The sequence below is a fragment of the Streptomyces globosus genome (assembly GCF_003325375.1).
GTDB lineage: Bacteria > Actinomycetota > Actinomycetes > Streptomycetales > Streptomycetaceae > Streptomyces > Streptomyces globosus_A.
Map to the genome: position 1 here is coordinate 5,758,391 of NZ_CP030862.1, position 26,434 is coordinate 5,784,824.

Annotated in this window: 32 protein-coding genes, 2 tRNA genes and 1 pseudogene; 6 read left to right on the forward strand and 29 right to left on the reverse strand. The window is 68.4% G+C overall.

Annotated features, from left to right (window positions below; translation table 11 throughout):
* Positions 1 to 71: 71 nt before the first annotated feature.
* Positions 72 to 2,720 (reverse strand): valine--tRNA ligase, encoded by a 2,649-nt coding sequence (locus C0216_RS25570; protein ID WP_114057549.1) that lies wholly within the window; start codon positions 2,718 to 2,720, stop codon positions 72 to 74.
* 90 nt (positions 2,721 to 2,810) lie between these two features.
* Between C0216_RS25570 and C0216_RS25575 the strand changes: the two genes are divergently transcribed.
* A complete protein-coding gene (locus C0216_RS25575; RefSeq protein WP_342777138.1) occupies positions 2,811 to 3,806 on the forward strand; it encodes a hypothetical protein in 996 nt (331 codons plus the stop codon).
* Between the two features lie 77 nt (positions 3,807 to 3,883).
* On the opposite strand, the gene clpX is transcribed toward C0216_RS25575, so the two are convergent.
* From clpX to C0216_RS25600, 5 genes are all read right to left on the reverse strand, one after another.
* The gene (gene clpX / locus C0216_RS25580) at positions 3,884 to 5,170 is read right to left on the reverse strand and encodes an ATP-dependent Clp protease ATP-binding subunit ClpX (RefSeq protein WP_030297265.1); all 1,287 of its coding nucleotides are present in this window, start codon (positions 5,168 to 5,170) and stop codon (positions 3,884 to 3,886) included.
* A 154-nt stretch (positions 5,171 to 5,324) separates the two neighbouring features.
* On the reverse strand, positions 5,325 to 5,978 hold the full coding sequence (locus tag C0216_RS25585; protein WP_174250457.1) for an ATP-dependent Clp protease proteolytic subunit: 654 nt from the start codon (positions 5,976 to 5,978) through the stop codon (positions 5,325 to 5,327).
* 108 nt (positions 5,979 to 6,086) lie between these two features.
* The gene (locus C0216_RS25590; protein ID WP_114057551.1) at positions 6,087 to 6,704 is read right to left on the reverse strand and encodes an ATP-dependent Clp protease proteolytic subunit; all 618 of its coding nucleotides are present in this window, start codon (positions 6,702 to 6,704) and stop codon (positions 6,087 to 6,089) included.
* A 295-nt stretch (positions 6,705 to 6,999) separates the two neighbouring features.
* A complete protein-coding gene (tig, locus tag C0216_RS25595) occupies positions 7,000 to 8,379 on the reverse strand; it encodes a trigger factor (protein WP_114057552.1) in 1,380 nt (459 codons plus the stop codon).
* A 172-nt stretch (positions 8,380 to 8,551) separates the two neighbouring features.
* Positions 8,552 to 8,628, reverse strand: a tRNA-Pro gene (locus C0216_RS25600).
* Between the two features lie 178 nt (positions 8,629 to 8,806).
* Here C0216_RS25600 and C0216_RS25605 point away from each other — a divergent pair.
* Positions 8,807 to 8,880, forward strand: a tRNA-Gly gene (locus tag C0216_RS25605).
* Positions 8,881 to 8,947: 67 nt separating this feature from the next.
* Here the strand turns inward: C0216_RS25605 and C0216_RS25610 are convergent.
* The 11 genes from C0216_RS25610 to C0216_RS25655 form a co-directional block, all read right to left on the reverse strand.
* Complete coding sequence (locus C0216_RS25610) at positions 8,948 to 10,102, reverse strand: tyrosine-type recombinase/integrase (protein WP_114057553.1); 1,155 nt, start codon at positions 10,100 to 10,102, stop codon at positions 8,948 to 8,950.
* Positions 10,102 to 10,308, reverse strand: a complete 207-nt coding sequence (locus tag C0216_RS25615) for an excisionase family DNA-binding protein (protein ID WP_114057554.1) — start codon at positions 10,306 to 10,308, stop codon at positions 10,102 to 10,104. Before C0216_RS25615 ends, C0216_RS25610 begins: the two co-directional genes overlap by 1 nt.
* Entirely contained in the window at positions 10,301 to 11,671 is a 1,371-nt protein-coding gene (repSA, locus tag C0216_RS25620; RefSeq protein ID WP_114057555.1) for a replication initiator protein RepSA, read from the reverse strand. Before repSA ends, C0216_RS25615 begins: the two co-directional genes overlap by 8 nt.
* Positions 11,668 to 12,045, reverse strand: coding sequence for a hypothetical protein (locus tag C0216_RS25625; RefSeq protein ID WP_114057556.1), 378 nt, complete (start codon positions 12,043 to 12,045; stop codon positions 11,668 to 11,670). Before C0216_RS25625 ends, repSA begins: the two co-directional genes overlap by 4 nt.
* A gap of 90 nt (positions 12,046 to 12,135) precedes the next feature.
* Positions 12,136 to 12,453 carry a SpdD protein gene (locus C0216_RS25630; protein ID WP_114057557.1) on the reverse strand — a complete coding sequence of 106 codons (318 nt, stop codon included), beginning with the start codon at positions 12,451 to 12,453 and terminating at the stop codon, positions 12,136 to 12,138.
* 17 nt (positions 12,454 to 12,470) lie between these two features.
* Entirely contained in the window at positions 12,471 to 12,629 is a 159-nt protein-coding gene (locus C0216_RS33945; RefSeq protein ID WP_174250458.1) for a hypothetical protein, read from the reverse strand.
* Positions 12,630 to 12,647: 18 nt separating this feature from the next.
* Entirely contained in the window at positions 12,648 to 12,836 is a 189-nt protein-coding gene (locus C0216_RS25635; protein ID WP_114057558.1) for a mobile element transfer protein, read from the reverse strand.
* Between the two features lie 13 nt (positions 12,837 to 12,849).
* Positions 12,850 to 13,539 carry a DUF2637 domain-containing protein gene (locus tag C0216_RS25640; RefSeq protein WP_114057559.1) on the reverse strand — a complete coding sequence of 230 codons (690 nt, stop codon included), beginning with the start codon at positions 13,537 to 13,539 and terminating at the stop codon, positions 12,850 to 12,852.
* A 76-nt stretch (positions 13,540 to 13,615) separates the two neighbouring features.
* Positions 13,616 to 14,962, reverse strand: coding sequence for an FtsK/SpoIIIE domain-containing protein (locus C0216_RS25645; protein ID WP_114057560.1), 1,347 nt, complete (start codon positions 14,960 to 14,962; stop codon positions 13,616 to 13,618).
* Between the two features lie 4 nt (positions 14,963 to 14,966).
* On the reverse strand, positions 14,967 to 15,320 hold the full coding sequence (locus C0216_RS25650; protein ID WP_114057561.1) for a hypothetical protein: 354 nt from the start codon (positions 15,318 to 15,320) through the stop codon (positions 14,967 to 14,969).
* Between the two features lie 139 nt (positions 15,321 to 15,459).
* Positions 15,460 to 16,239, reverse strand: a complete 780-nt coding sequence (locus C0216_RS25655) for a GntR family transcriptional regulator (protein ID WP_114057562.1) — start codon at positions 16,237 to 16,239, stop codon at positions 15,460 to 15,462.
* Positions 16,240 to 16,257: 18 nt separating this feature from the next.
* On the opposite strand from C0216_RS25655, the gene C0216_RS25660 reads away from it, so the two are divergent.
* The gene (locus tag C0216_RS25660) at positions 16,258 to 16,725 is read left to right on the forward strand and encodes an NUDIX hydrolase (RefSeq protein WP_114057563.1); all 468 of its coding nucleotides are present in this window, start codon (positions 16,258 to 16,260) and stop codon (positions 16,723 to 16,725) included.
* Between the two features lie 1,099 nt (positions 16,726 to 17,824).
* Here the strand turns inward: C0216_RS25660 and C0216_RS25670 are convergent.
* The 8 genes and pseudogenes from C0216_RS25670 to C0216_RS25700 all read right to left on the reverse strand — a co-directional run bounded on the left by C0216_RS25670 (position 17,825) and on the right by C0216_RS25700 (position 22,163).
* Positions 17,825 to 19,651, reverse strand: coding sequence for an AAA family ATPase (locus C0216_RS25670; protein WP_162793294.1), 1,827 nt, complete (start codon positions 19,649 to 19,651; stop codon positions 17,825 to 17,827).
* Between the two features lie 36 nt (positions 19,652 to 19,687).
* The gene (locus tag C0216_RS25675) at positions 19,688 to 19,984 is read right to left on the reverse strand and encodes a KTSC domain-containing protein (RefSeq protein ID WP_216827110.1); all 297 of its coding nucleotides are present in this window, start codon (positions 19,982 to 19,984) and stop codon (positions 19,688 to 19,690) included.
* Positions 19,985 to 20,355: 371 nt separating this feature from the next.
* Positions 20,356 to 20,679 carry a hypothetical protein gene (locus C0216_RS25680; RefSeq protein ID WP_114057567.1) on the reverse strand — a complete coding sequence of 108 codons (324 nt, stop codon included), beginning with the start codon at positions 20,677 to 20,679 and terminating at the stop codon, positions 20,356 to 20,358.
* Positions 20,676 to 21,119, reverse strand: a complete 444-nt coding sequence (locus tag C0216_RS35245) for a UTRA domain-containing protein (RefSeq protein WP_342777146.1) — start codon at positions 21,117 to 21,119, stop codon at positions 20,676 to 20,678. The genes C0216_RS25680 and C0216_RS35245 overlap by 4 nt, the downstream gene beginning before the upstream one ends.
* A gap of 93 nt (positions 21,120 to 21,212) precedes the next feature.
* Positions 21,213 to 21,401, reverse strand: a pseudogene (locus tag C0216_RS35250) (winged helix-turn-helix domain-containing protein); the annotation flags it as partial.
* A gap of 7 nt (positions 21,402 to 21,408) precedes the next feature.
* Positions 21,409 to 21,633, reverse strand: coding sequence for a hypothetical protein (locus tag C0216_RS25690; protein WP_114057569.1), 225 nt, complete (start codon positions 21,631 to 21,633; stop codon positions 21,409 to 21,411).
* A complete protein-coding gene (locus C0216_RS25695) occupies positions 21,630 to 21,860 on the reverse strand; it encodes a hypothetical protein (RefSeq protein ID WP_246042687.1) in 231 nt (76 codons plus the stop codon). Before C0216_RS25695 ends, C0216_RS25690 begins: the two co-directional genes overlap by 4 nt.
* Before the next feature lie 24 nt (positions 21,861 to 21,884).
* The gene (locus C0216_RS25700; RefSeq protein WP_114057570.1) at positions 21,885 to 22,163 is read right to left on the reverse strand and encodes a hypothetical protein; all 279 of its coding nucleotides are present in this window, start codon (positions 22,161 to 22,163) and stop codon (positions 21,885 to 21,887) included.
* Between the two features lie 79 nt (positions 22,164 to 22,242).
* Between C0216_RS25700 and C0216_RS25705 the strand changes: the two genes are divergently transcribed.
* Positions 22,243 to 22,998 carry a GntR family transcriptional regulator gene (locus C0216_RS25705; protein ID WP_114057571.1) on the forward strand — a complete coding sequence of 252 codons (756 nt, stop codon included), beginning with the start codon at positions 22,243 to 22,245 and terminating at the stop codon, positions 22,996 to 22,998.
* Positions 22,999 to 23,028: 30 nt separating this feature from the next.
* Positions 23,029 to 23,298, forward strand: coding sequence for a hypothetical protein (locus C0216_RS25710; RefSeq protein ID WP_114057572.1), 270 nt, complete (start codon positions 23,029 to 23,031; stop codon positions 23,296 to 23,298).
* Between the two features lie 16 nt (positions 23,299 to 23,314).
* Here the strand turns inward: C0216_RS25710 and C0216_RS25715 are convergent, their stop codons facing one another.
* On the reverse strand, positions 23,315 to 23,671 hold the full coding sequence (locus C0216_RS25715; RefSeq protein WP_114057573.1) for a hypothetical protein: 357 nt from the start codon (positions 23,669 to 23,671) through the stop codon (positions 23,315 to 23,317).
* Between the two features lie 69 nt (positions 23,672 to 23,740).
* On the opposite strand from C0216_RS25715, the gene C0216_RS25720 reads away from it, so the two are divergent.
* The gene (locus C0216_RS25720; protein WP_114058909.1) at positions 23,741 to 23,941 is read left to right on the forward strand and encodes a dehydrogenase; all 201 of its coding nucleotides are present in this window, start codon (positions 23,741 to 23,743) and stop codon (positions 23,939 to 23,941) included.
* A 253-nt stretch (positions 23,942 to 24,194) separates the two neighbouring features.
* Here the strand turns inward: C0216_RS25720 and C0216_RS25725 are convergent, their stop codons facing one another.
* The 3 genes from C0216_RS25725 to C0216_RS25735 all read right to left on the reverse strand — a co-directional run bounded on the left by C0216_RS25725 (position 24,195) and on the right by C0216_RS25735 (position 26,397).
* Positions 24,195 to 24,389 (reverse strand): hypothetical protein, encoded by a 195-nt coding sequence (locus tag C0216_RS25725; protein WP_114057574.1) that lies wholly within the window; start codon positions 24,387 to 24,389, stop codon positions 24,195 to 24,197.
* Between the two features lie 131 nt (positions 24,390 to 24,520).
* Entirely contained in the window at positions 24,521 to 24,982 is a 462-nt protein-coding gene (locus tag C0216_RS25730; RefSeq protein ID WP_114057575.1) for an HD domain-containing protein, read from the reverse strand.
* Positions 24,979 to 26,397 carry a pyridoxal phosphate-dependent decarboxylase family protein gene (locus C0216_RS25735; RefSeq protein ID WP_114057576.1) on the reverse strand — a complete coding sequence of 473 codons (1,419 nt, stop codon included), beginning with the start codon at positions 26,395 to 26,397 and terminating at the stop codon, positions 24,979 to 24,981. The genes C0216_RS25730 and C0216_RS25735 overlap by 4 nt, the downstream gene beginning before the upstream one ends.
* Positions 26,398 to 26,434: the final 37 nt, after the last annotated feature.

The window sequence follows — 26,434 nt, forward strand, 5'->3', positions numbered from 1 at the left end:
ACTCCCCGGTACGGCGCAGGCCCCCGCGCCGCGGGTGCGGTGCGGGGGCCTGCGGGCGGCCGTACGGTCCGTCAGGCGGCGGGCAGCGCGGCCAGCTGGGCCTGGATGCGGGCGATGTCCGCCTCGGCCTTGGCCAGACGGCCCTTGATCTTGTCCACGACGTTGTCGGGGGCCTTCGCCAGGAAGGCCTCGTTCCCGAGCTTCGCCTCGGCCTGGGCCTTCTCCTTCTCCGCGGCCGCGAGGTCCTTGGAGAGGCGCTTGCGCTCGGCCGCCACGTCGATGGTGCCCGACAGGTCGAGCGCGACGGTCGCGCCGCCGACCGGCAGGGTCGCGGTGGCGCTGAAGCCCTCGCCCTCCGGCTGGAGGCGCAGCAGCTGGCGGATGGCCGCCTCGTGCGCGGCGAGCGGGGTGCCGGCCAGGTCGAGGCGGGCCGGGACCTTCTGGCCCGGCTGCAGGCCCTGGTCGGCGCGGAACCGGCGGACCTCGGTGACGACCTGCTGGAGGTTCTCGATCTCGGCCTCGGCGGCCTCGTCGCGGAAGCCGCCCGGTGCGTCAGCGCCGGGAACGGACACGGTGGTCGGCCACTCGGCGACCACGATGGACTCGCGGCCGGTCAGCGTGGTCCACAGCGTCTCGGTGACGAACGGGACGACCGGGTGCAGCAGCCGCATCAGGACGTCCAGGACCTCGCCGAGGACCCGGCCCGAGGCCTTGGCGCCCTCGCCGCCCGCGAAGAACGTCGTCTTCGACAGCTCGACGTACCAGTCGAAGACCTCGTCCCACGCGAAGTGGTACAGCGCCTCGCTGAGCTTGGCGAACTGGAAGTCCTCGTAGTACGCGTCGACCTGCGCGACCGTCTTGTTCAGACGGGAGAGGATCCAGCGGTCGGTGGCGGACAGCTGCTCCGCCGGCGGCAGCTCGCCCTCGACGGTGGCGCCGTTCATCAGCGCGAAGCGGGTCGCGTTCCAGATCTTGTTGGCGAAGTTCCGGGACGCCTGGACCCAGTCCTCGCCGATCGGGACGTCGGTGCCGGGGTTGGCGCCCTTGGCCAGGGTGAAGCGGACGGCGTCGGAGCCGTACTTGTCCATCCAGTCCAGCGGGTCGACGACGTTGCCGAAGGACTTCGACATCTTCTTGCCGCGCTCGTCGCGGACCAGGCCGGTCAGGGCGATGGTCTTGAACGGGACCTCGCCGTCCATCGCGTACAGGCCGAACATCATCATCCGGGCGACCCAGAAGAAGATGATGTCGTGGCCGGTGAGCAGGACGTCGGTGGAGTAGAACTTCGCCAGGTCCGGGGTCTTCTCCGGCCAGCCGAGCGTGGAGAACGGCCACAGGCCGGAGGAGAACCACGTGTCGAGGACGTCGGTGTCCTGGGTCCAGCCCTCGCCGGTCGGCGGCTGCTCGTCGGGGCCGACGCAGACGATCTCGCCGTCCGGGCCGTACCAGATCGGGATCCGGTGGCCCCACCACAGCTGGCGCGAGATGCACCAGTCGTTCATGTTGTCGACCCAGTCGAAGTAGCGCTTCGACATGTCCTCGGGGTGGATCTTGACGCGGCCGTCGCGGACGGCGTCGCCGGCGGCCTTGGCCAGCGGCTTGACGTTGACCCACCACTGCATCGACAGGCGCGGCTCGACGGTCGTCTTGCAGCGCGAGCAGTGGCCGACGGAGTGCATGTACGGGCGCTTCTCGGCGACGATCCGGCCCTGCTCGCGCAGGGCGCCGACGACGGCGGAGCGGGCCTCGTAGCGGTCCAGGCCGAGGAAGGGGCCGTGGACGGTGATGACGCCGTGCTCGTCCATGATCGTCATGGCGGGCAGGTCGTGGCGCTGGCCGATCGCGAAGTCGTTCGGGTCGTGCGCCGGGGTCACCTTGACAGCGCCGGTGCCGAACTCCGGGTCGACGTGCGTGTCGGCGACGACCGGGATGCTGCGGTCGGTCAGCGGCAGCTTGATCCGCTTGCCGACGAGGTGCCGGTAGCGCTCGTCGTCCGGGTGGACGGCGACGGCGGTGTCGCCGAGCATCGTCTCGGCGCGGGTCGTCGCGACGACCAGGGAGTCCTCGCCCTCGCCGTACCGGATGGAGACGAGCTCGCCGGCGTCCTCCTGGTACTCCACCTCGATGTCCGAGATGGCGGTCAGGCAGCGCGGGCACCAGTTGATGATGCGCTCGGCGCGGTAGATCAGCTCGTCGTCGTAGAGCTTCTTGAAGATCGTCTGGACGGCCTTGGACAGGCCCTCGTCCATGGTGAACCGCTCACGCGACCAGTCGACGCCGTCGCCGAGGCGGCGCATCTGGCCGAGGATCTTGCCGCCGTACTCCTCCTTCCACTGCCAGACGCGCTCGACGAACTCCTCGCGGCCCAGGTCGTGGCGGGACTTGCCCTCCTCGGCGAGCTGCTGCTCGACCTTGTTCTGGGTGGCGATGCCGGCGTGGTCCATGCCGGGCAGCCACAGGGCCTCGTGGCCCTGCATTCGCTTGCGGCGGGTCAGGGCGTCCATCAGCGTGTGCTGGAAGGCGTGGCCCAGGTGGAGCGAGCCGGTGACGTTCGGCGGCGGGATGACGATGGTGTACGCGGGCTTCCCGCTCGCCGCGTCGGCGGTGAAGTAGCCACGCTCTACCCAGCGCTCGTAGAGCTTCCCCTCTACCTCGGCCGGCGCGTACTGGGTCGGCAGTTCGGAGTTGGGGCTGCTGGGTGTCTGCGTGTTCTCGGTCACGGGCACAGTTTAGAGGCGTAACGGTCCGGTACTGAAACCGGTAATCAGGGGGCCCGGCGGCCTGCGCCCGGCCCGCGTGGGCCAGGATGTGTGGAGCGCATAAACATCCTGAAGGGGGACGAGGGCATGAGCTACAACCAGCCGGGGCCGTACGGAGGCCCGCCGCAGCAGCAGCCGGGACCGTACGGGGCACCGCCCCCGCCCCCGCCGGGGCAGCCCGGCCCGTACGGCCAGCCGCCGGCCGCGCAGCCGGGCTACGGCTACCCGCAGCAGCCCCCGCAGCCCGCCCCGGGCTACCCCCCGCAGCCGCCGACGGCGCCGATGGGCTTCCCCCAGCAGCAGCCCCCGCCGTACGGCTACCAGCAGCCGGGCATGCCCCCGCAGCCCCCGTACGGCGCCCAGCCCCCGAAGAAGTCGAAGGCCGGCGTGGTCATCGCGGTGGTCGTGGCGGTGGCGGTCGTCGCGGCCGGCGGCTGGTACCTCGTCGGCGGCGGCTCGGGCGGCACGATCGACGAGGCGACGAAGGGCTACAAGCTGGTCGCGCCGGAGACGGTCGGCGAGTTCAAGAAGAACCCGAAGTCCGCACCGAAGTCCTTCAGCGACAAGGACCGCCGCGAGGCCGAGGCCGTCGGCGTGAAGAACCCCCAGCAGGTGGCGCAGAAGTACCAGGCGGGCGACCCGGGCAACCCGCTGGCGGCCAAGGGCCTCAACTTCGAGGGCGTCTACGGCGACATCGCCGAGCCCGAGAAGGCCGTCGACGCCTACTTCGCCCTGGCCAAGGCCAGCACCAGCGAGGGCTCCAAGACGAATGTCGAGCTCATCGACACCCCGAAGGCGATGACTCCGAAGGGCTTCAAGGGCGCGGTGATGAAGTGCCAGGAAGCCAAGTACACCGTGAACGACCCGTCGTTCAAGGGCCCCAAGGAGTTCACACTCCCCATCTGCATCTGGGGTGACCACAGCACCCTGACCATGGTCGGCGCGAGCGACGCAGGCGCCCTCCTGACGGGCAAGAAGGGCTACACCCTGGAACAGGTCGCGGACTTCGCGGCCCAGCTCTACAACACGGCCCGCGTGAAGATCTGATCCGCCGGCCGGCAGACACGAGGAGGGGCGCCCCGGATGTCCGGGGCGCCCCTCCTCGTTCGTCAGGGTGGCGGCGGTTAGGCCGACTTCTCCTGCGGGCCCTGGTCCTTCGGGACGATCCGCGGGACCAGCGTCGGGTTGACGTTGGAGCGGACGACGTCCGCGGTGATGACCACGCGGGCCACGTCCTTGCGGGACGGCACCTCGTACATCACCGACATCAGCACCTCCTCCATGATGGCGCGGAGCCCGCGCGCACCGGTCTGGCGGAGGATCGCCTGGTCCGCGATGGCCTCCAGGGCCTCGCGCTCGAAGTCCAGCTCGACACCGTCGAGTTCGAACAGCCGCTGGTACTGCTTCACCAGCGCGTTCCGCGGCTCGACGAGGATCTGAAGCAGCGCCTCGCGGTCCAGGTTGTGGACCGAGGTGATGACCGGCAGACGGCCGATGAACTCGGGGATCATCCCGAACTTCACCAGGTCCTCCGGCATGACCTCCTGGAACTGGTCGCTCGCCTCGATCTCCCGCTTCGAGCGGATCGTCGCGCCGAAGCCGATGCCCTTGGCGCCCGCCCGGGACTCGATGATCTTCTCCAGGCCGGCGAAGGCGCCGCCCACGATGAACAGCACGTTCGTCGTGTCGATCTGGATGAACTCCTGGTGCGGGTGCTTGCGCCCGCCCTGCGGCGGCACCGAGGCGGTGGTGCCCTCCAGGATCTTCAGCAGGGCCTGCTGCACGCCCTCGCCGCTGACGTCGCGCGTGATCGAAGGGTTCTCGCTCTTGCGGGCGACCTTGTCGATCTCGTCGATGTAGATGATGCCGGTCTCGGCCTTCTTGACGTCGTAGTCGGCGGCCTGGATCAGCTTCAGCAGGATGTTCTCGACGTCCTCGCCGACGTAGCCCGCCTCGGTCAGCGCGGTGGCGTCCGCGATGGCGAACGGCACGTTCAGCATCCGGGCGAGGGTCTGCGCCAGCAGCGTCTTGCCCGAGCCGGTGGGGCCCAGCAGCAGGATGTTGGACTTGGCCAGCTCGATGGCGTCGTCACGGCCCTGCGCGCCGCCGTTCTCGCCGGCCTGGACGCGCTTGTAGTGGTTGTAGACCGCCACGGAGAGCGCCTTCTTCGCCGGCTCCTGGCCGACGACGTAGCTCTCCAGGAACTCGTAGATCTCGCGCGGCTTGGGGAGTTCCTCCCACCGCACCTCGGAGGTCTCGGCGAGCTCCTCCTCGATGATCTCGTTGCAGAGGTCGATGCACTCGTCGCAGATGTAGACACCGGGTCCTGCGATGAGCTTCTTCACCTGCTTCTGGCTCTTTCCGCAGAACGAGCACTTGAGCAGGTCGCCGCCGTCACCGATGCGTGCCACGAGGTGCTTCCCCTTCGCCTGGGAGACGCCTGGTTCAGCGGCTCCTGGTGCCTCATATCCGACGGTACCCTGCCGGGGGCCCCATTCGGGGCCCCCTTGGCGCGGTTCACATCGCCCAATCGTGCGACGTGTCCGCGCCAAGCGGCGGCAGGGGTCAGACCGAGTTCATCTTCCGGGTGGAGATGATCTGGTCGATCAGGCCGTACGCCAGCGCGTCCTCGGCCGTGAGGATCTTGTCGCGCTCGATGTCCTCGCGGATCTTCTCGATCGGCGTGCTCGAGTGCTTGGCCAGCATGGTCTCCAGCTGGTCGCGCATGCGCAGGATCTCGTTGGCCGCGATCTCCAGGTCGGAGAGCTGCTCGCGGCCGGTGCCGCCGGACGGCTGGTGGATCAGCACGCGGGCGTTGGGCAGGGCCATGCGCTTGCCGGGGGTGCCCGCGGCGAGCAGGACCGCGGCGGCGGACGCCGCCTGGCCCATGCAGACCGTCTGGATGTCCGGCTTCACGAACTGCATCGTGTCGTAAATCGCCGTCAGCGCCGTGAAGGAGCCGCCGGGGCTGTTGATGTAGATCGAGATGTCGCGGTCCGGGTCCATCGACTCCAGGCACAGCAGCTGCGCCATGACGTCGTTGGCCGAGGCGTCGTCGATCTGGACGCCGAGGAAGATCACGCGCTCCTCGAAGAGCTTCGCGTACGGGTCGTACTCGCGCACGCCCTGCGAGGTGCGCTCGACGAAGCGCGGGACGACGTAGCGGTTGTCCACCTGCGGGCCGGTGTAGAGGCCGCCGGCGGGAGAGAGGTTGTTCATGTGCATCGGGTGTTCACCATCCTGGTGGCGTTCTGCGGGCTGGGGCTTGCCTGGTGCGGGGCGGGCGCGCGGCCCGGCGGGGGCCGCTCGCGCGCCGCGGGGCCGGGATCAGGCCCCGGTGCCGCCGCCGCCCGGGACCAGCGACGCTGCGGAGATGATCTCGTCGATGAGGCCGTACTGCTTGGCCTCCTCCGCCGTGAACCAGCGGTCGCGGTCGCCGTCGCGGATGATGGTCTCCACGGTCTGCCCGGAGTGGTGCGCGGTGATCTCCGCCATGCGCTGCTTGGTGCGCAGCAGGTACTGGGCCTGGATCTTGATGTCCGAGGCGGTGCCGCCGATGCCGGCGGAGCCCTGGTGCATCAGGATGTCGGTGTTCGGGAGCGCGAAGCGCTTGCCCGGGGCGCCGCCGGTGAGCAGGAACTGGCCCATGGAGGCCGCCATGCCCATGCCGATGGTGACGACGTCGTTCGGGATGTACTGCATGGTGTCGTAGACCGCCATGCCGGCCGTCACCGAGCCGCCGGGGCTGTTGATGTAGAGGTAGATGTCCTTCTCCGGCTCGGCGGCCAGGAGCAGGAGCTGCGCCGTGATCTTGTTCGCGATGTCGTCGTCGACCTGCTGGCCGAGGAAGATGATGCGCTCGCCGAGCAGCCGGTTGTAGACATGGTCGCCGAGGCCGCCACCGATGGACGGCTCACCCGCGGCGTAAGGCTTCAGATTCGTCACGTATCCACCTGCTCGTCTCCGACGGCCGCTTGCCGTCTCAGCGTCTTGTTCTGGGGGCGCGGGCCCGCCTGCGCGGCGCGGTCCGCCGTCGTCCGGGTACTCCCGTGCCCTCGTATTCATGGACCCTAACGCGCAGGTCGGACAACGCCATCCCGCTTCCCGAACTGTTCGCTCGGAGCGCAAGGTTCCCCAGGGCCGGGGCCGGTGTGCGGAAGGGCCCGCACGCGGCTGCGTGCGGGCCCTTCCCCGGCTGCTGCTGCCCTGCCGGCAACCCCTGCGGGCCGCCGGCGCGGGGTCACTTGGCCTCGTCGCCCTCGACGGCCGCCTCGACGGTCTCGGCGGCGGCCTCGGCCGCCTCCTCGTCCTCGTCGGACAGGTCGATGACCTCGCCGTTGGTGTCGACGACCTTGGCGGCCTCGACGACGACCGCGAGGGCCTTGCCGCGGGCGACCTCGCCGACGAGCATCGGGACCTGGCCGCCCTCGACGACCGCCTGGGCGAACTGGTCGGGGGACATGCCGGAGGAGGCGGCGCGGCGCATGAGGTGCTCGGTGAGCTCCTCCTGGTTGACGCCCAGCTTCTCCTTGTTGACCAGGGCGTCCAGGACGAACTGGGTCTTGATGCCCTTGACCGCCTGCTCCTTGGTCTCGGCGTCGAACTCCTCGACCGTCTTGCCCTGGAACTCCAGGTACTTCTCGAGGGTCAGGCCCATCTGGCCGAGCTGGTGGTGCTCCAGGTTGTGCTTGCGGGTGTTGATCTCGTCCTCGAGCAGCTTCTCGGGGATCGGCACCTCGACGAGCTCCAGCAGCTTCTCCAGGACGCGCTCCTGGGCCTGCGTGGCCTGGTCGTACTGCTTCATGTTCTCGAGGCGCTTGCGGCTGTCGGCCTTCAGCTCCTCCAGGGTGTCGAACTCGCTCGCCATCTGCGCGAACTCGTCGTCCAGCTCCGGCAGCTCGCGGGCGGAGACCTTGGACACCTTGACGGTGACCTCGGCGTCCTTGCCCTCGGCGGAGCCGCCCTTCAGCTGCGAGGTGAAGGTGGCCTCGCCGCCGGCCTCCAGGCCCTTGACGGCCTCGTCGATGCCGTCGAGGAGCTCGCCCGAGCCGATGGTGTAGGAGACGTCCTTGGCGACGCCGTCGGGCAGCACCTCGCCCTCGACCTTGGCCTCCAGGTCGATGGTGACGACGTCGCCCTCGGCGGCGGCGCGCTCGACGTCCTTGGTGGACGCGAAGCGGCCGCGCAGCTGCTCGACGGACTTCTCGATGTCCTCGTCGGTGACCTCGACGGCGTCGACCTCGACCTCGATGCCGGAGAAGTCCGGGATCTCGATCTCGGGGCGCACGTCCACCTCGGCGGTGAAGGCCAGCAGCTCGCCGTCCTTCAGCTCGGTGATGTCGACCTCGGGCTGGCCCAGCGGGTTCAGCTCGGCCTCGTTGACGGCCTCGGTGTAGAACTTCGGCAGCGCGTCGTTGACGGCCTCCTCCAGCACCGCGCCGCGACCGAAGCGCTGGTCGATCACGCGGGCGGGGATCTTGCCCTTGCGGAAGCCCTTCACCGTGACCTGCTGGTTGATCTTCTTGTACGCCGCGTCGAGGCTGGCCTTGAGCTCCTCGAAGGGCACCTCGACAGTGAGCCGAACCCGAGTCGGGTTCAGGGTCTCCACGGCGCTCTTCACGGTTCGGTCTCCTTGTGGCTGACTGCTGGGGTCTCTGCTGTCGCTGCGAATCAGCGTTCCAGCGGATCGGGCCCGGTACATCAGACACACGGGCACGCAGCTTGCATAGTAACCGCAAGCGGCAATCAGCCCACAACGCGATCACTGCGAGGACGGTGCCGGATGGTGGTGCTGGTCGGGGTGGCCGGATTCGAACCGACGACCTTCCGCTCCCAAAGCGGACGCGCTACCAAGCTGCGCCACACCCCGTCGGTGCGACACGTAGGGTACATGGCCGGAGACCCTCCGACACGCCGCGTTTCACGGAAGATTCCGGCCACGCCGCCCCGGCCCGTGCGCGGGCACGCGAATGCGGTGTGCACTTGCCCGGCCCGACCCGCTAGGATGCTGTCCGTGCCGCGGTCCCCGGACCTGCGGCGATCGTGTTGCGGGTGTAGCTCAATGGTAGAGCACTAGTCTTCCAAACTAGCTACGCGGGTTCGATTCCCGTCACCCGCTCCAGACGACTCAGGGCCAGGTCAGAGGACATCTCCTCCGCCTGGCCCTGACTCGTTCTCAGGGTGTGCGTTCAACCCGCCGTGTCCCCCGCGTGCCTCTCGGGCTCCTGATCTTGATCCGTGCCCTTGCGGCTCTTCTCCACGAGTCCGCTCAGCGCGTCGGCAATCAGCCGGTCCCGGTCGGCACTCGCGTGCTGGTAGATCAGCGCAGCGCGGGCGGTGCTGTGGCCCATGCGCGCCATCAGCTCTCGCGTGCTCGCCCCGGTGGATGCGGCGAGGGTGTTCCCCGTGTGCCGAAGATCATGGAAGTGCAGCCCGCTGACCCCTGCCTCGCTACAGGCCTTGTGCCACAGCCGGTTGAAGTGGTTCCGGCGGGGCGTGGCCCCCTTGGCTCCGACGAAGACCCGCCCGTCGGCCCCGGGCTCGGCGTACCGCTTCAAGTGATCCCGGACGTCCGGAACGATCACGCTGGGGATGGAGACCGTCCGCTTACCCGCGGCACTCTTGGGCGCCTTGATCTCCCGCTGCCCGTTGCCCAGCTCGGCGACGGACCGCCGGACGCGCACCGTCCCGTGGTCCAGGTCGACATCCCGACGGTGCAGTCCGATCAGCTCACCCCACCTCAGGCCGAGGAACCCGGCCAGGAGCACCAGGGCCCGGAAGCGGGGGTCAACCGCATCGGCCAGGGCGTAGACCTCCTTCACGGTGGCCGTCGGCCGCTCGGGCGTGTGCACGACGCTCGCACCCTTGATCTGGCAGGGATTGCGCCTGATCAGCTGGTCTGACAGTGCCGTGCCCAGGATTGCGCGAAGGAGGGCATAGGCCTTGGCCACGGTCGTCGGGCCGGTGCCGGCGGCGAGCTTGTCGGCACGCCAGCGCCGTACGAGGGGCGCCGAGATGTCCGCGACGTTGACGGCGCCGAACGTCGGCTCCAGGTGGTGCTTGAGCAACGAGCCGTACAACTGGCGGGTTGTGCTGGTCAGCTCACGTTCCTTGACCCAGGCGACGGCATACGGCCCGAAGGGGACCTTCCCGGCGTCCGGGTCCAGCCAGTCCCCCTGCCGCATCTCCGTCTGCTTCACGGCCAGCCAGTCGTCAGCCTCACGTTTGGTCCGAAACGTCTCCGGCGCAGGCCGGAGCTGACCGTCAGGCCCGACGTAGCGCGCCTGGTAGCGACCGGAGGGCAGCTTCCGTACCCGTCCGAACTGGCGACGCTTGCCGGCCATCAGGCGGCCACCGCCATACGGCCGCGCCGACGCGGTGCCACGGTGTTGGCGGCGATGTACTCCCGGACGGCACTCTCAGGGATCCGTACGTGACGGCCGACCTTCACGTAGGTGATGCGCCGCTCCTCGATGAGGCGCCGGGGAAACCGCACGGTGGTGCCGAGGATCTCGGCGACCTGGACGACGGACAAGTAGCGCTCACTCATACTGCTCCCCCCTCAGGGCTTCGCCGGCGGTTACGCGGTTGAGCTGGATGTCTCGGGCGATGGACGCCGCCAGGACGGCTTCGCCGGGGCTGTGGCCGTGGCCGGCGTACTGCCAGGACGCGAGGACGAGGACGGTGTCCGGCTCCAGGTCGTCCAGGCCGCGGGCTGCGGCTTCCTGGGCGGCGCGGTAGTCGGCGCGGGTCTGGCGGAGGGCGCCGAGGGTGGTGGAGTAGTGGCGGGACTTGGTGGAGAAGTGGCCGCGGAAGCCGAGCATGTGGGCCCAGGCGGCGAGGCGGCGGTCCGGGTAGAGCGGGTCGAGGTCGAGGCAGGCCCCGATCAGGCGGGCGGTGTGGTCGGGGACGTCGAGGAGGACCAGGGCCTCGCGGTTGCCGATGCGGCGGTCGAGGGTGCCGGTGTCCTCGGTGGCCTTGGTGGCGTACTTGGCGACGTACGAGGCCACGGCCTGTTCGGTGATGTCGGAGCCGTCCCCGAAGGCCTTGATCGGGCGGATGTCGAGTTGGGTGCCCCAGCGGAGGGTGCGCGCCGGCTGGTCGTCGGCGGCCTGGACGGTGATGGACGTGTACGTGTGCGCGACGGCGGCCCGGATGGCTTCGGTGAGGAGCCGGGTGGTGGCCCAGTGCGGGGGCGGGGTGAGCGGCCCGGTGGGTCCGTCGAGTCGGATCACGGCGTGGAAGTGGATGGCGCCGCGCTTCTGGAACTCGGCGACCTTGCCGAAGGAGACGCGGCACGACTCCTTCAGCTCGCGTTGGGTGAGGCCGGCGCGGGCGGCGATCTCGCGGCGGAGGCGGGTGGTGAAGCGGGACCAGAGCTGTCCGGCGTGGTTGTTGAAGAGGACGGCGCCCGCGTAGTCGTACGTGGCCGGGTCGAGGGCGGTGCCGAGGAGCGGGTCGTCGGCGGGGTGGGGGGTGCCGCAGCGGCAGCGGCCGGAGTCGGGCCGGTTGTGAACCGGGCCGAAGGACGGGGCGGTGAGGGTGGCGAAGACGCGGGGGTGTTCGCGGACGGTGGCGGGGACGTCTCGGCGGTCGTCTCCGGCGAGCCCGGCCCGGATCAGGTGGTAGGTGTCACCGGCGTACGTCCAGGCGCAGGACGGGCAGCGGGAGGCGCGGCGGTTGCCGCAGGCGATCCGGAGGCGGGCACCGGGCTCGTTCTCGGTCGAGTAGCGGTGGTACGTCTCCCCGCTGGTCTTGTCCTTGGTGAGCGTCCAGCCGGTGATGTGTATGGGGTCGGCGCACCCGCCGGTGCGGTGGACCTGCTCCTCCCAGCGACGGAAACCGGGAGCCCCGGCGACCCTCAGCAGATCACCGAGGAGGCCAGGATCCAGATCCGCGAGGTTCGCGGTCATGCACCCACCGCCGCAGGAGCGGGCGCGAAGAGCGTGTAGACCTTCAGCGTGATCCGACCCACGGGTGCCGTGAAGAGGAGCTGGTTCTCGCCCCTCAGGTCCTTGAGCTGCACGTCCAGGGCGTCGGTGTGGGTGGCCTGCCGCCAGGCCTCCAGGTCGGCCGGGCTGTCGAGGAGGACGTGTGCCTCGCTCGGCGTGATCTGGCTGGTGGTGATGTACGCGCCGGGCAGCTCCGGGTGCGACTGGGCCAACTGGACGAGGGCCGCGAACACGGCGGTCTGCGCGGTCAGCGGGTTGTTCATGTCGGCGTCGATCAGCATGGCGCTCACCGTCCGGCCGGGTGACGGAGCCGAGGTGTCGCTGTGCCGGGCCATGATGGTGGTCCTTTCGGTTTCGGTCGGGAGGGGCCGTTCCGTCCGGGGGCGGCGATGCTTGGTGGCTTGTGACGCCCCCGGAGGGTCCGGTCAGTGGTTCGTGAACTCCTGGCGCAGTGCGCGGATGAGGAACAGGACCACGACAGCGCTGATGGACAGGGCGACGGCCGTGACGGCGACGGCCAGGAGCAGCGAGACGGCGACGGAGGCCAGGGCCAGGACCCCGGCGACACCGCCGGCGGCGAGGGCGACCGCGGCGCCGGGGGTCTTGGGGGCCAGGGCCGCGAGGCCGGCCGGAGCCGCCACCGGAACGGGGGCGTTCTCCTGCTGGCCGGTCGCGGGCACCGGGGCCGGGTGGACGGTCACGGGGGCGTAGGTGTCGGGTGCGGGGTACTTGGGCTTGAGCATTGGTTCTCCTTCCGGGGTTACTTGTCGATCACGGTGTTGAGGGCGGGGGCGAGGAAGCTGTTCGCGAGGAGGAAGCCGCCGAGGAGGATCACGGCGACCAGCCACCAGGGCGGACGGACGAGCTTCACGCCCAGGGCGCCGATGACGATGAGGGCGAGCCAGAGCGGAACGTCCACGACGGGTCTCCTTCGAGGTCAGCGCGGGGCGCAGCGGTGGGACTGGGCGGCGAGTTCGGCGGCGGCCCGGCTGGTGTAGTCGGCCGACCAGCCGCAGTGGGGGGCGGTGCAGGCGGCGGAGTGCATCTCGCGCCCGTGGCGGTCGGTGTAGGTGCCGACCTCCACCGGGCCGATCCGGCGGGTGTCGCGGAAGCGGTAGCGGGGCATGGCGGGGCTCCTCTCAGACGAGTTGTGCGGCAATGGCGTGGGCCATGGGAGCCGGGACTCCGAGGCGGGCGCGCAAGGTGTCGGCGTCGATCGGGTGGCCGGTGCGGGCGCGGTGTTCGTCGGCGACCTTGCGGCCGTAGGCGAGGAGCGCGTCCGGTACGGCGACGGCCGGGGTCGGTGGCGGGGGCGGAGGCAGGGCCGGAGCGGGCTCGGGCGCGGGGATCCCGGTGACGGCGGGCTCAGGGTCGGGTTCCTGGACCGGTTCGGCATCGGTGTCCGCGTCGGCCTGGTCGTGATCGTGCTCGGCGGACGGGACAACTGCGGTCTCGTCCGCGGGACTGTGGACGAGGAGGGTGCCGCCGAGGAAGGCCAGTGCGGGCCACCCGGCGACGAGGATCCGCAGCCAGGCAGGGACGGCGTTCAGGTCGAGAAGGCCGGCGGTGGCGACGTTCGCGCCGAGCGAGGCGGCGAGGGCGACGGCGAACCAGGTCCAGGCGGACCGGGTCGGCTCCCCGGCGTCGCGCAGGAGCCGCAGGCGGCGCCAGGCGGCGACGAGGAGCAGGTCCACGCTGATGGGGTAGGCCCACGCCTTCCAGCCGTCCTGCCCCGCGGCTTCGGCCAGGTCGTGCAGGTGGGCGAAGGACAGGGCCCCGGCGATGACGGCCTGGACGAGGACGGCGTCCGGTCGGACCTTGAGGTGCATGGTGTGTCACCTCCTTCAGGCATGGGAGGGGTAAGGACTTGGCGCTTGACGGTCGCGCCGACCGACTACGGGGAGGTCAGGCGGGCTGTTTGCCCTGCGAGGGCAGGGCGGTCCGCCGCGGGCGGAAGGGCGCCAGAGCCGGGATGTCCGGGGCGAGGTGCTCGAACTGGGCACAGACGGCGGCGGTCTCGTCGAGGGAGACGAACGCGGACCGGATGCGCGCCCACCCGCCGGAGAGGAGGCCGACGACGGCGGTGCCGGGGCGGTCGATGGCGATGTTGGTGGCCGCGCTCACGGCACGGAGGCTGATGTCGCCGAGTGCCATCTTCGCGGAGGCTTCGTCGTTGACGCGGTGTGCCACACGGCCCGTGAGTTGGGCGCGGAGGGCGGTGGCGCCGGCGCCGAGGTCGGAGCCGAAGCGCTGCCCGCAGATCTCCAGGTAGATGGCGGCGGCCCGGCCGAGCTGTCCGAGGCGGATCAGTTGAGTGACCATGTGGTCCCGGCGCTTCTCGTCGGACTTGTTGGCGATCAGGAACAGCTCGGCCACTTCGTCCACGATCAGCACGATGGGTGCGGGTCGGAGGTCGTCGGGCAGGCCCCAGACGTCGGATGTGATCTCGTCCACCGCGACGCCCGTTCCGAGGCCCTGTGAGGCCCGGATCAGCTCGTAGCGCTGGATCATCTCCTCGACGAGCACATCCAGGAGGTCAGAGGCTTCGTCGGGTGTATAGGCGAGTCCGGACAGCCGGCGGGCGAACGGAGCGAGCTCCACACCCCACTTGCAGTCGATGCCGACGAGCGCAACGGGCTGCTTGGCCAACTCCTTGACGAGGGCTCTGAGGTAGACCGACTTCCCTGACTCGGTGGCCCCCACCACCAGCTCGTGAGGGCTGGCCCGGAAGTTCCGCATGTGCGCGGTGCCGTCGGCCCGCAGCGCAACCGGCACCTTCAGCAGCCCGGCCGCCGGAACGTCGCGTGGCATGACGACATTCCGCAGGACGTCGTAGCCGATGAGCCGGATCTCCAGGAACCCGGGCTTCAGCGACCTGACGTGGACTCCCTGCATGCGCCAGGAGTGCCGCAGCCGCTCGGTCGCCGCGTCGAAGTCCTGCACGTCCTGACCCGGCAGCATCTTGATCCGCAGGACCAGTCCGAATCGGGTGATCCTGATCCGGCGCGGCTTCGGGAGTGCCCGGTCGGGCATGCGGTGCAGGGCCGCCGCGAGGATCACCCGGGACCGTGACGGCTGCTCGGTCAGCCCGCAGGCCTCCATGACCGAGCGGTACGTCCACAGCAGCCGCATGACGGTGGCCAGCCAGCCGAATCCGACCCAGTACCAGCCGGGTCGCTTCCACTTCAGCCAGCCGAGTGCGGCTGCGACCAGCGATAAGCCGACCAGCGCGGCAGTCTGTCCGCCGGTCATCGCGTCAGGCCTGGGCCGGGGCCGACGCGGGAACCAGGGAGGTGATGGCCGCGGCGCGGAAGCTGATCCCGTGCCGCTTCTGGCCGTTGAACTCGTTCTCCCACGGCCGGGCGATGAGGCCCGTGATCGCGACCGGCGTACCCATCACGAACTCTCCCGTGAGGCCCGGCTGCGGGACGGCGACGGACAGGACGTCCGCGACACCGGCCATCAGGAACACCACGTCGACGGTGGCCAGCTGGGCGCCGGTCTCCAGGTCGACGGCGATCTCGCCGGTCTTGCGGTCCCTGATCTTCGGCTGCGGCGGCTGGGCGATCATCACCATTGCCGCGGAGGTGTCGACGGGAATCTGACGCATGACAAACCACTCCTCTACAGAGGCGAGACTCCGTCACTCCTGTATAGGAGTGACATGAAGAAGAGTGCAGCACTCCTATACATGAGTCAACCCGCCGCGGAAGAAAACTCGCGGCGGGCTGCGGGGAGTTGAGTGCCTGTCAGTTGGCGGCAGGGATCCGGTACTCAAAGACGAACTGGTCAGCGGCCATGAGGGTGTCGCAGACCTCCACCACGCGACCGGTCTCGGTGACGGCGTTGCGCAGCAGATGAATGACCGGGGCACCTGGACTCAGGGCCAGCTCGGACGCTTCGGCCTTGGCGGCCGGCCGGGCCTGCAAGGTCTCGACGAACTCGGCGAACACGTGGCCGTGATCCTCCAGGCGGGCATAGATGCCGCCACCTCCCGGGTTCTCGGCGAACAGCTCCGGGATGTCCTTGACGACGTCCCATGGCAGGTACGACGTCGCCGTCTCCACCGGCGTCCCGTTGCGGAAGTACAGCCGCCGCCGCGCGAGGATCTGCGTACCGGGCTCGACATCGAGCCGCTGGGCGATCTCCTCCGGGGCCTCCATGGGCCCGATGAAGATGACGCTGACCTTGGCCGTGGCACCCGACTGCTCGGATTCGGCGAGGTAGGCGGCCTTGCCGCCGCGGCGCAGCGACCGGCGGAAGCGGTCGGACGACCGGTGCCGCACGGGCGGCCGGGCCTTCACGTACGAGCCCTTGCCGTGCCGGGTGTCCACGAGCCCGCTGGCTCGGATCTCAGCCATGGCCTTGCGGATGGTGCCGCCGGACACGCCGTAGCGCTCCACCATCTCGGCTTCACTGGGCACCTGGTCGCCGGGCTTCAAGACGCCGGCGCGGATCTGCTGAACGATGTCCTCGGCGATCTGCAAGTACCGAGGCACGGTCTTGCCACCTCCTACAGCTGTTCCCATGGTCCTTTTCTTCCTCCTATGCTCCTGTACATGAGTAACAGCGCCCCGACGAGCCGGTCAACGCCCCGACACTCCGTGTCCGTAGCCGGAGTGGTGGTCCGCGACGACGGTCGGCTTCTGGCGATCCAGCGGGCGGACAACGGAACGTGGGAGCTCCCGGGCGGAGTGCTGGAACTCGAAGAGACCCCGGAGGAGGGCGTACGGCGCGAGGTCTTGGAGGAAACCGGGCTCCGAGTCGATGTCGCCGAGCTGACAGGTGTCTACAAGAACGTCACCGTGGGCGTCGTCGCGCTGGTCTTCCGCTGCAAGCCGGTCGGCGGCGCCGAGTGCACTTCGGACGAGACCACGGCTGTCCAGTGGCTCACGCCTGAAGAGGTGTCCGAGCGAATGTCCAAGGTCTACGCCATCCGGCTCCTGGACGCGCTGGACGGGCACGGGCCCCACGTGCGGAGCCATGACGGGCGCCAGCTCTTCGCGGTGCGGTGAAAGTTTCCCTACTCCATCAAGGCACCCGCCGCGCACGGCGCGGCGAGCGCGCCCGTCGGCCGGGCCTGCGCTCCTGTCTCCGCCCCGCTCCACCCCGGCCGCCGGCCGCGCGCCAGACAGCGCGGGTCTGACGGGGGAACTCCCCACGGAGCCTGAACCCGCTCCAACCCCGCAATCGCAGTCAGCCCGCCCCGAGCTCTCACGCCGAGCAAGCCCAAACCACCGCGCGGCCGCCATCCAGCCCGAGCCGTCCAGCCAGGTTTGCCAGAAGGCACGCGGGACTGCACCACCCCACGGGACCGCAAGCTGACCCCGGCAACGGCCAGAACAATGCCTCCGGCGGGGGCACTCAGGCTCCGGGATGACGGGGGCCGGCACTGCGGGTGCGGGCTGGCGGGTGGTGAAGGTGGGGGGCTGTCATCCCGTCTGCCGTCGACCCAGGCAAGCCATAGCAGACCAGACTCCTGGGGCCCAGGTCGTTCGTCCAGCAGGGCGCTCCACCTGGGCCCCAGGAGCCTGCCCCGCTATCACTCCGTGTGGGTCGACGGCAGACGGGATGACAGCAGATGCGCGGTGCGGCTGAGATGGTCACCTCGGCGTGGGATCGGCAGCCCTCGACGTCGGCCAGGGCACACACCGACCCCAAAGCACTTAGCTGGCTCGACCACGGTGGCGGGCACCGTCGCACATGGGGCGACGGTGCTCCTTTTGATCTCTGCATCTGCCAGTCAGTGAGTGTGAGAGCACGAATGGCGGGCAAGAGCCATAGTGCCGTCCAGTGTCCTACGCAGTGACGATCACTACGGAGTGTCATTGTCAGTGGCGCGTGCGATTCTTCTCTTGCAGGCCAGCGAAGGGCGTTCTGAGTAGCACAAAAGGGAGCAGTGGTCCGCCATGAGCAGCATCCGCAAGGCGCGTTTTCATCGCGAAGGCATCCCAACTCCTAATGGCTGTAGGTGGTGCGGAGATGCTCAAGAGAATCACGGTAATCAGTGGGTTCTCTCAGTCGGCCTGCACTCCTGGGAGCCGCCTACGGCAGCACAGCGACTGAAGCGCATGAAGGCGAGGCGTGCGGAAAGATCTGCGGTGGATGCTGGCGTTAGTCCCAAGGATGGGGCCCCGCGCTCTGTGCAGACCTGACGAGAGCGTCGAAGACGTCTGTGAGAGCTGCAGGAATTCGATCCTTCTCGATCCAGGTCGCCAGACCAATCACCATGGCATCCTTTCCCTTAGGCCCATACAGGGACCCTTCCTTCAACATCGTCAAGATGCCGGAGCTGAACTTCGCCCCCCTGTGATCGGAGAAATCCCTCGGTGTCCACGCCCCACGCCCTGCCGGCTCCCATAGCGAATTCGCCGCTCCAGCCCAGTCCTCATCTTCGAACAAGTCCTCAAGCTCGTTAGGCCTGCCGAGATAATAGCAGTCCTTCTCCAGCGAGAAGCCGTATTCCTTCAGCTTGTCATCGCGGAATATCTTTCGCTTGTCGGTTCGACTATCCTTATCGACGACGAACGCGACATCTCTTCTATGTTTTTTCAGGAACCGGGCAAACTTGAGGGCACCTTCGTTACTTCCTCCGTCCCAGAGGCAGATGCCGGCAGATTGGATCGGAATTCCTGCATATTTTTTGAAGAGGATAGGGAAGCATGCCGCTTCAGACGCACCTTCCACAGCCACAAAGTAACGTTCATGAAGCAAAACGCTATTGCGGAACCCTAGGGCGGTAGCAATCGAAGATAGATGCTTCCGAACGTCGTCATCCCCGCTACCCTCAGAGATCAGCTCAACGTAGGCCCCAGAGTCCCCTACACGCAGGTGAACGACGCTAGAGATGTCGACGCCATCTATCAGATTCATGGAGTGTGTCGCTACAACCACACGGGCGTTGGGGTGCGACGACTGATCATGAATTAGATTCATAATCCGCCGCTGATGCTCGTAATCGAGGTGAGTGTCAGGCTCGTCGTATAGATAGACGACGTCCGCGTCGTCATTGATGATATCGTTACTACTCTCCCAAAGCGCCAGTGACACCCGCCGGGAACGACCCGTCCCAGCAGAGGTTAGAGGGATTTCGCGGCCCGCGTGATTCGCAACCCTCACTTCGACCCTGGCGAGATGGGGACGCACCTGCACTTGAGGAGAAAGGCTAACAGAGGCAAACCCGCAGCGCTTCGATACATGCTGCGAGATTTTATCAATGTCAGAAGTCAATGCCTCAGTAAAATGGTTCTCAAGTTCTTCAATCTTCTCCCTCGAGGCGTCACTCTTGGAGTAGTCCCTAAGCTTCGGGTTAAGGATATTTTGCAGTACCGCTTCAGGCGACTGAACGGAATCGCCCTTAAAATGCACGATCGTGGGCATTGCGGCCGCTATTTCATCGGAAGCTTCCACCCATTCCTCAATGCGGGGCAGGGTTTTTTCGAGCTCACCTAGAGGGTCTGTCCAGCTCTTTTTGGCGTCAGCACGACCTGTAGGTTGCACGCCATACTTGGCTGCAATTTCCCTGAGGCTGGCGACCTTCTCCTTAGCGAGATTGCGGAGATCTTCTTCTCTGCATACGCGCCGTCTAACTTCCAGCACCGTCGAGCCGTCGAGGCGGAACGTGCGGCGAATTTTCACATACTCCGGGAGATCGAACTGCACTTGCTCGGTCACCTTGAGTTGAAAAGTTCCGGTTACGAGAATTTGATCCATTCGCGGGATCTCGAATTCTTCATCTTCGAGGTCAGCGTTAGGCGCGTAGGAAATATCATGCTCCGAAAGCGCCTTTCCGGAGATTAGAAAATCCAATGCATCCAAGAGAGCACTTTTGCCGCCATCGTTTTGGCCAGTTACAACGGTCTGGCTTTTGATGGGGACGTAGGGCACAGAAGCGAGGGATCGGAATCCCTCAATGGCCACGTCACAGATCTGCACCAGCACTCCCTTGATTAAATTGCCGATCGTATCGAAGTCGACTCACGAAGAAGGACTAACCATCCGATAGGGAAACTTCCCCTTGACGAACCGAGCCAGGTGTCGCCCTTTACTATTCGCTTCGAGAAGGTCTTTATACGCCGAGGGGGGAACCTGGTAGTACTGATAAACTGCGCCACTCTTAAAGAGCACCTCAAGTATGCGGCCGCCAGGATCATAGGCAATTGATTTGAGGTTCGACGAGACGACCGGCTGATGCAGCACTTCTCCCCCTCTGTCGGCCCCCAGTGGCACTGCAGAGGCGCATGATGTTATCAGCCCTACACCGCCCCACGGCATGACAGTTGACGGTCGATCAAGGGGTACACCGCTAGCCGATATTCGCTAAGTTGTTCGATGTGTGTGCCTCTGATGCCTCGAATGGTCCTGGCCACGGCTTGCCGGCACCCCGGATAACCGGCTGACATCATGACCAGTTTTGTGCGTCCCACGGGCCCTGGGGAGGTGGTGGCGGGCTAAGCGTGGGGAACCGCAAGTCGCAGAGGTGGCTGGCCGGCGCGGGTATGCGTCGGTGATCTTTCCAGCTACTGCTGCATGTCAGTGGTGCCCACGAGCAAAGTCGCTGGTACGAATCCTGCCAGGACAAACCAAGAGGTCACCTACCGTTTTTGGTAGGTGACCTCTTGTTCCGTGGTCTCGTCAGGCTCGTGCTAGCTGAACGCTGGGAGTCCGTCGTGAGCCGGATGGGCAGGACGCGGGAGGCGGACGCCGCGGCTGGTTGCTATGCGGACCGCGTCCCGGAGGGCGCCGGTCAGGTCCGTTGCCAGGAGGCGGAGTTCCTCCGGGTCCGAGTCCGCGTCGGCGAGAACTGCGAGGGCGTGGGCCACGAGCTCGGCTCCCAATCCGAGCTGGATCTCTTCGGTGTTGTCGGCCAGGCGGGACAGGTAGCCGTTGGTGTTGTCAGCGCTCAAGTAGCAGGGCTTGTCGTCGGCACCCGACCACGGGAGGAGCCGGAGTTCGTTGCTTGGTGTCATTCCTTCGAGCTCCTCTCCCCAGTCGTGAGGCGGGTGGTGAAGAGTGCGTCCGCCCTGTCTCCCGGGAGGACCAGGAGGGCGGCCTCGACCACGCGGCCGGTGACGTCGGTCGCCACGCGGGTGAGTGAGAGGACCGCCAAGGATGTGGCGATGCGGAGGACCGTTGCCTCTTCCTGGGTCGGGAGGCGTGCGCTGAGCCGCTCCTGAACCTCGGCCAGCGGCGGGCGGAGGTCCGCCAAACGCACTGCTATCTCGTCGAGTACGGGCGAATCAGCCGGCGCCAAGTCGTGAGGGACGTAGATGCGGGCCAGGCTGTGCGGCGACTTCCCTTCGTGGGTGATGTAGACGACCTCGGTCAACCTCAGGGGGCTGCGGGGCGGCACGTCCAGCAGGGCCGCCAGGTGGCCGTACGCCTCAAGGTTCGTGGTGCGGGCGGTCATGTGTAGGGGAGCAGAAGGGGTGGCCCATGTGGGCGCCTCGCGGCAACCGCCGGTGTACGTGATCTTGCGAAGAGGGCGGCAGACGAAGTTGCCGCGTCCGTGGATTTTTTCGACCAAGCCTTCACCCTGGAGGAGCGCCAGGGCGCTTCGCAGGGTTGGGGTGCTGACCGTATAGCGGCTGGCGAGCTGCGCCTCGGAAGGGAGGCGTTCGCCGGCCTTGAAGTGGCCCGTTGAGATCTGGTGCCGGAGATCGTCGGCGATGGTGTCACGACGGGAAGGCACGGGCGGATCACCACTTCCTCATCATCCGGAGGGCGACGAAACGGCTTTGGGCGTGCATCGTCAGCGCCTCGCCCGTCTCGAAGAACAGCCGCTTCGCACCCGCGGGGAGCTGGACGAGGTCGGCTACTCGGCACGGCTGGCCGCCGATCTGGATGACGTCGCCGCGCTGCACGGTGACGGAAGTGATCTCGATGTTGGCGGCGAGGGCTCCGCTGGAGGTCGATCCCCTCACTGGTTGACCTGCTGCGGTTCCGGTGTGTCGTCCGTGGTGTGGCAGGAGCAGTCGCAGGCTTCGTAGATCACGGGGACACCTGCGGGCGCCCTGGAGGGGGATGGCGGGGTGCACTCTCGGTGTGCGCCGATCGCGCACGAGCTCGACCGGTAGGTGGTCCTCGCGTGCGTGGCGTAGGAGAGTGCGGGGAGCGGCAGCCCACTGGTGTGGGCGGTCGTGGGGGTCATACGGTTGTGCACGCTGATCAGCTCCTATCGCTGATGGCCAGGTCCCCGGACGTCGCCCGTCGCGGGGACCGCTTCGTTTACGGCGGCCCAGAGGATGCGGCCGGTCAAGCTGCTGGCGAGGAGCCCGAATCGATCGGCCTCCGCCACGACTTCCAAGACGTGCCGCCACGATTCGGCGGGCAGCGCTTCCGGAACCTCCGCTTCGATCGACGTGTAGGTGGCGTGCAGCTCCACACGCGTGGCCAGCCCGAGGGCCGACAACCGGGCGGCGAGGTCCTCGGCCCTTACTTCCGAAGCGGGCACAGGAGAGCCTCCGTCGCCGGTCGATCACTTTGAGTGAAGCTAGTTAACTAGATTAGAGCTAGTGGACTAGATTTTCCACATGCCTGAGCAGCCGCCTTATCTCCGCATCGCCGACGTCCTGCGGCAGCGGATCGCGGAGCACGTGTGGACGGCCGGCGATCGACTCCCTTCTCGCGCCCAGATCGCCGAGGAGTGCGGCGTGGGCGAGAACGTGGTCCGTCGGGCGCAGGAGCTACTGATCTCCCAAGGAGTGCTGGAAGGGCGGGCGGGTTCGGGAACTTATGTGGCCGAGCCTCGTCCGCGTGTTCGGGTCGTTCGGTCCTCGGCCCGTGAGCAGCCCGGCGGTTCCCCGTTCCGGGCGGACATGCAGGCTTTGGGCAGGCAGGGCACCTGGGAGAGCCGGACCGAAGCGAAGGTGCCAGCCCCGGCCGAGATCGCGGCGCGGCTCGGGATCGCCGCGGGCGACCTATGCGTGCGTACCGTCTACGAGTTCCTCGCCGATGGTCGGCCGGTGCAGTTGTCGACGAGTTGGGAGCCGTACGAACTGACCGCAGGCACGTTCGTCGTCCTGCCGGAAGGTGGGCCTCACGCCGGCGCTGGTGTCGTGAACCGCATGGCCGCGATCGGAATCACAGTCAGCCATGCCGTGGAGCAACCGGAGCCGCGGCAGGCCACCGCCGAGGAGGCATCGCTCCTCGGGATCCAGAAGGCTGCTCTGGTCACCCACATCCGGCGGACGTACTACAGCGACCAGGGACAGCCTGTGGAAACTGCAGACATCGTCATCCCCGCGGCGCTGTGCGAAATCGTCTACGAGATCCCTGTCGGCCGTTAGAGCGGCCGGCGGAGGAGAAGAGGCACCGCTGTGGACGCGGAGCGAACGGCCCGCATAGCCGGGCTGGCTGCGACGGCAGAGCCCGTGTGGGCGGAGAACCACGACGGCTCGGCTCTCCAGGCGTTCTTGAAGGAAATCGGCTGTGACGGCGTCGACGCGGTCATGGTGACCAGGCAGGTGGTCGGATGCAGCCTCGGTGAGGCTCAGGAGATGTTCCTCACCGCACCCTGCCGGACTGCGGAACTTGCCTCGCACAATGCGTTCGTGGAGGGGCTTGAGCGGGCTCAGGGCGACCTCTGACCCGCCGCGCGAACTGCTACTGGGGTGCGCGCCGCTCGGGCCGCCGTCCGCCGATGCAGGCCACCAGTTCGCTGCCGTCTTCGGTGAGGAAGAGCTGGTAGGTCCAGGAGCTGTCGACAGCTGTGATCTTCCCCGTGCGGATCGGCTGGGTGCGCTCGCGGAGCAGTTGCACCCCTCTTTCCCAGCCCAGGAGCTCTATCCCTCTTCGCTGGAACGACCTACGCCGACTCTCATAGCCCCGGGCATAGTCCTCGGAGGACAACCCCACGCCCTCCCACACGACATAGTCGGCGCCCTCGACGAGGGCGGCCAGGGCAGCCTTCGATGCCTCGTCGTCGCCGGCCAGCAGCCGCATCAGTTCGCGTCGTTCCATGTTCGGCCCTCCCCATCCGCATCCTGCTGGAGCACTGCAGGGCAACGCAACGCCGTTATGGTCCTCAACATGACCAGCAACGCTCCGATCTGTCCTGAGTGCAGCCAGGCCATGAAGTTCGGCGGGTTCGTACTCTGCCGGCGGGAGGAAGACGACGAGCGGGTCTGCCGGTCGTTGTGGAAGTGCCCCGCTCGGCATGTCTGGTGGCATTGGGCCGACCGGCCGGACGAGGCGTTGGAGGCGTGCCCGATGCCGGAGGCGTTCCTCTGACATCCGAGTCGGCCCGCGTGCCCTTCATGTGCCCGATCAGACGGGAAGCGGCGGGGACGAGCGGGGAACTGTGGGGTGGGCTCGGCCGGGGCGCAGGTCAGGGCCTTGCCAGGTCAGGCCTCTTGCGGGTACGTGGTCTTCCAAACTAGCTACGCGGGTTCGATTCCCGTCACCCGCTCTCACCTGGTCAGGGCCGGGCGGAGGATGTTTCCTCCGCCCGGCCCTGATGCGTTTTCCGGGGCCGGGGCGCGGGTCAGAGCTTGATGCCGGCGATCGTGTCCGCGAGGGAGTTCAGGAAGCGGTTGACGTCCGGGGCGATCGAGCTGGACGCGAGGAAGAAGCCGAAGAGGACCGCGACGATCGCGGGGCCCGCCTTCAGGTGGTTGCCGCGGATCAGCACCACCATGATGATCGCCAACAGAACCACCACCGACAGCGAAATGGCCACTACTGATCACACCTTCGATCGTCCCCGGTCCGGCCGGGAGCGCACGGTCGGCGCACGCCCCCCTGCCGTCCATCCTCCCACCAACGGGGCCCGGCTATCCGCCCCCTGACGAATCGGCGCCCCGGACGGGGTCAGGGGGCAGTCAGGCCGAGCAGGGAGCGGACGCGGGCGTACTTCGCGGTCAGCCGCTCGCGGGTGGGGGCGTCCAGTACGGACAGCCGCGCCGGGTCCGCGTTGTGCGCGAGGTCGGCCTCCTTCACCAGGAGGGCGCCGGGGGTGGCGAGGATGCGGGCCGTGTACTCCTCCAGCGGCTCGCCGGGACGCTTGGTGACGGCCAGGACCATGTCCTTCACCGCCTGCGGGAGGGCGGCGGAATCCAGCCACTCCCGGCTGAGCGCGTCGTCCTCGACGGCGTCGTGCAGCCAGGCCGCGGCCTGCTGCTCGGGGCTGCCGCCGCGGGAGCGGACGCCTTCCGCCACGGCCGCCAGGTGTTCGGCGTACGGGCGGCCCGCCTTGTCGGTCTGCCCCTCGTGCGCGGCGCGCGCCAGGGCTTCGACCTCCGCGAGGGTGAGAGGCTGCTGCTGCGTCGTCATGCGGTCCCCTTCACTGCCGTCTGCGCTGCCGCGCCGCGGAGGGCTTCGGCGGCCCGGTGCACGTCCGCCTGCGTGGTGCGCCAGTTGGAGAACGCGGCGCGCAGGGCGGGGGTTCCCGCGTGGACGGTCGGGGTGGTGAACACCTCGGCCGCGGCGGCCTCGCGCACGGCCGCCAGGCGGGCGGTGAGCCGGTCCGGGTCGGGCTCCCCGGCGAGGGTGAAGAGGACGACGTTGAGCCGGACGGGGGCGAGCAGCCGGAAGGCGGGGTCGCTGTCCAGGGCTGCGCCGAGGGCCCGGGCGCAGTCGACGTCGCGTTCGACGATCTCGCGGTGGCCGGCGCGGCCGTACGCGCGCAGCGTGAACCAGGCGGCGAGGGCGCGCAGCCGGCGGGAGTTCTCCGGGGTGAGGTGGACGAGGTCGGGGTCGGCGCCGAGGGGGCCGAGGTAGGCGGCGGCGTTCCGGAAGACGCGGGTCTGCAGGTCGGGCCGGCGGGTGAACTGGACGGCGCTGTCGTAGGGGACGTTCAGCCATTTGTGCAGGTCGACGCAGACGGAGTCGGAGGCGTCGAGGCCGTCGACGAGGTGGGCGTGGTGCGGGGACAGGGCGGCGAACGCGCCGAAGGCGGCGTCGGTGTGCAGCCAGAAGCCGTGGCGTTCCTTCAGTGCGGCGACGGCGCGCAGGTCGTCGAAGTCGACGGTGTTGACGGTGCCGGCGTTGGCGACGACGACGGCCGGGCCGGGGGTGTCGGCGAGGGCGCGGTCGAGGGCGGCGGGGTCGACGGCCTCCCGGCCGGGGAGGGTGGGGACGGGGACGAGGGCGCTGCGGCCGAGGCCGAGGAAGGAGAGGGCCTTGGCGATGGAGGAGTGCGGGGCGCCGGAGAGGACGCGTACGGGCCCGAGGGCGGCGGCGCCGTCCTCGGCGGGTGAGACGCCGAGGCGTTCGCCGAGCCATTCGCGGGCGATGGCGAGGCCGGTGGTGTTGGACATGGTGGCGCCGCTGACGAAGGTCCCGGAATGGGCGGGGCCGAGGCCGAACAGGTCGCGGAGCCAGCGGACGGTCTCGCGCTCCAGGTCCTGGCCGCCCCCGTCGAGCGCGGAGTTGGAGTTCTGGTCGTGGACGGCGGTGAGCCAGTCGCCGGCGAGGGCGGCGGGGGTGGCGCCGCCGGTGACGAAGCCGAGGTAGCGGGGGCCGGCCGAGGCCGACAGCCGCGGCTCCCACCGCAGGCGGAAGGCGGCGAGGGCGGTTTCGGCCCCGGCGCCGTGATCGGGGAGCGGCTCGGGCCGCAGGGGGTGCGCCGGGGGCGGCGGTACGACGGGCATCGTGTCGAGCCCGTCGAGTGCGTCGGCGGCGGCTCGGCGCACGGATTCGAGCAGTTCGGGCAGCCGCCCGAGGTCGGCGGCGAGGATGTGGTCCATGGGCGGCACCGTAGAGCCCGGCGGCGGGCGGCGGGCG

Bases quoted from the DNA above. Each gene is read 5' to 3' on its own strand.
- C0216_RS25640 (WP_114057559.1), bottom strand. From the start codon at position 13,539: ATGCACCTCAAGGTCCGACCGGACGCCGTCCTCGTCCAGGCCGTCATC.
- C0216_RS25720 (WP_114058909.1), top strand. From the start codon at position 23,741: ATGACCAGCAACGCTCCGATCTGTCCTGAGTGCAGCCAGGCCATGAAG.
- C0216_RS25695 (WP_246042687.1), bottom strand. From the start codon at position 21,860: ATGACCCCCACGACCGCCCACACCAGTGGGCTGCCGCTCCCCGCACTC.
- C0216_RS25735 (WP_114057576.1), bottom strand. From the start codon at position 26,397: ATGGACCACATCCTCGCCGCCGACCTCGGGCGGCTGCCCGAACTGCTC.
- C0216_RS25715 (WP_114057573.1), bottom strand. From the start codon at position 23,671: ATGGAACGACGCGAACTGATGCGGCTGCTGGCCGGCGACGACGAGGCA.
- C0216_RS25635 (WP_114057558.1), bottom strand. From the start codon at position 12,836: ATGCCCCGCTACCGCTTCCGCGACACCCGCCGGATCGGCCCGGTGGAG.
- C0216_RS25655 (WP_114057562.1), bottom strand. From the start codon at position 16,239: ATGGGAACAGCTGTAGGAGGTGGCAAGACCGTGCCTCGGTACTTGCAG.
- C0216_RS25730 (WP_114057575.1), bottom strand. From the start codon at position 24,982: ATGACGACGCAGCAGCAGCCTCTCACCCTCGCGGAGGTCGAAGCCCTG.
- C0216_RS35245 (WP_342777146.1), bottom strand. From the start codon at position 21,119: ATGACCGCCCGCACCACGAACCTTGAGGCGTACGGCCACCTGGCGGCC.
- C0216_RS25585 (WP_174250457.1), bottom strand. From the start codon at position 5,978: ATGAACAACCTCTCTCCCGCCGGCGGCCTCTACACCGGCCCGCAGGTG.
- C0216_RS25680 (WP_114057567.1), bottom strand. From the start codon at position 20,679: ATGACACCAAGCAACGAACTCCGGCTCCTCCCGTGGTCGGGTGCCGAC.
- C0216_RS25625 (WP_114057556.1), bottom strand. From the start codon at position 12,045: ATGGCCCGGCACAGCGACACCTCGGCTCCGTCACCCGGCCGGACGGTG.
- C0216_RS25610 (WP_114057553.1), bottom strand. From the start codon at position 10,102: ATGGCCGGCAAGCGTCGCCAGTTCGGACGGGTACGGAAGCTGCCCTCC.
- C0216_RS25645 (WP_114057560.1), bottom strand. From the start codon at position 14,962: ATGACCGGCGGACAGACTGCCGCGCTGGTCGGCTTATCGCTGGTCGCA.
- C0216_RS25650 (WP_114057561.1), bottom strand. From the start codon at position 15,320: ATGCGTCAGATTCCCGTCGACACCTCCGCGGCAATGGTGATGATCGCC.
- C0216_RS25615 (WP_114057554.1), bottom strand. From the start codon at position 10,308: ATGAGTGAGCGCTACTTGTCCGTCGTCCAGGTCGCCGAGATCCTCGGC.
- repSA (WP_114057555.1), bottom strand. From the start codon at position 11,671: ATGACCGCGAACCTCGCGGATCTGGATCCTGGCCTCCTCGGTGATCTG.
- C0216_RS25660 (WP_114057563.1), top strand. From the start codon at position 16,258: ATGCTCCTGTACATGAGTAACAGCGCCCCGACGAGCCGGTCAACGCCC.
- C0216_RS25675 (WP_216827110.1), bottom strand. From the start codon at position 19,984: ATGCCGTGGGGCGGTGTAGGGCTGATAACATCATGCGCCTCTGCAGTG.
- C0216_RS25630 (WP_114057557.1), bottom strand. From the start codon at position 12,453: ATGCTCAAGCCCAAGTACCCCGCACCCGACACCTACGCCCCCGTGACC.
- C0216_RS25705 (WP_114057571.1), top strand. From the start codon at position 22,243: ATGCCTGAGCAGCCGCCTTATCTCCGCATCGCCGACGTCCTGCGGCAG.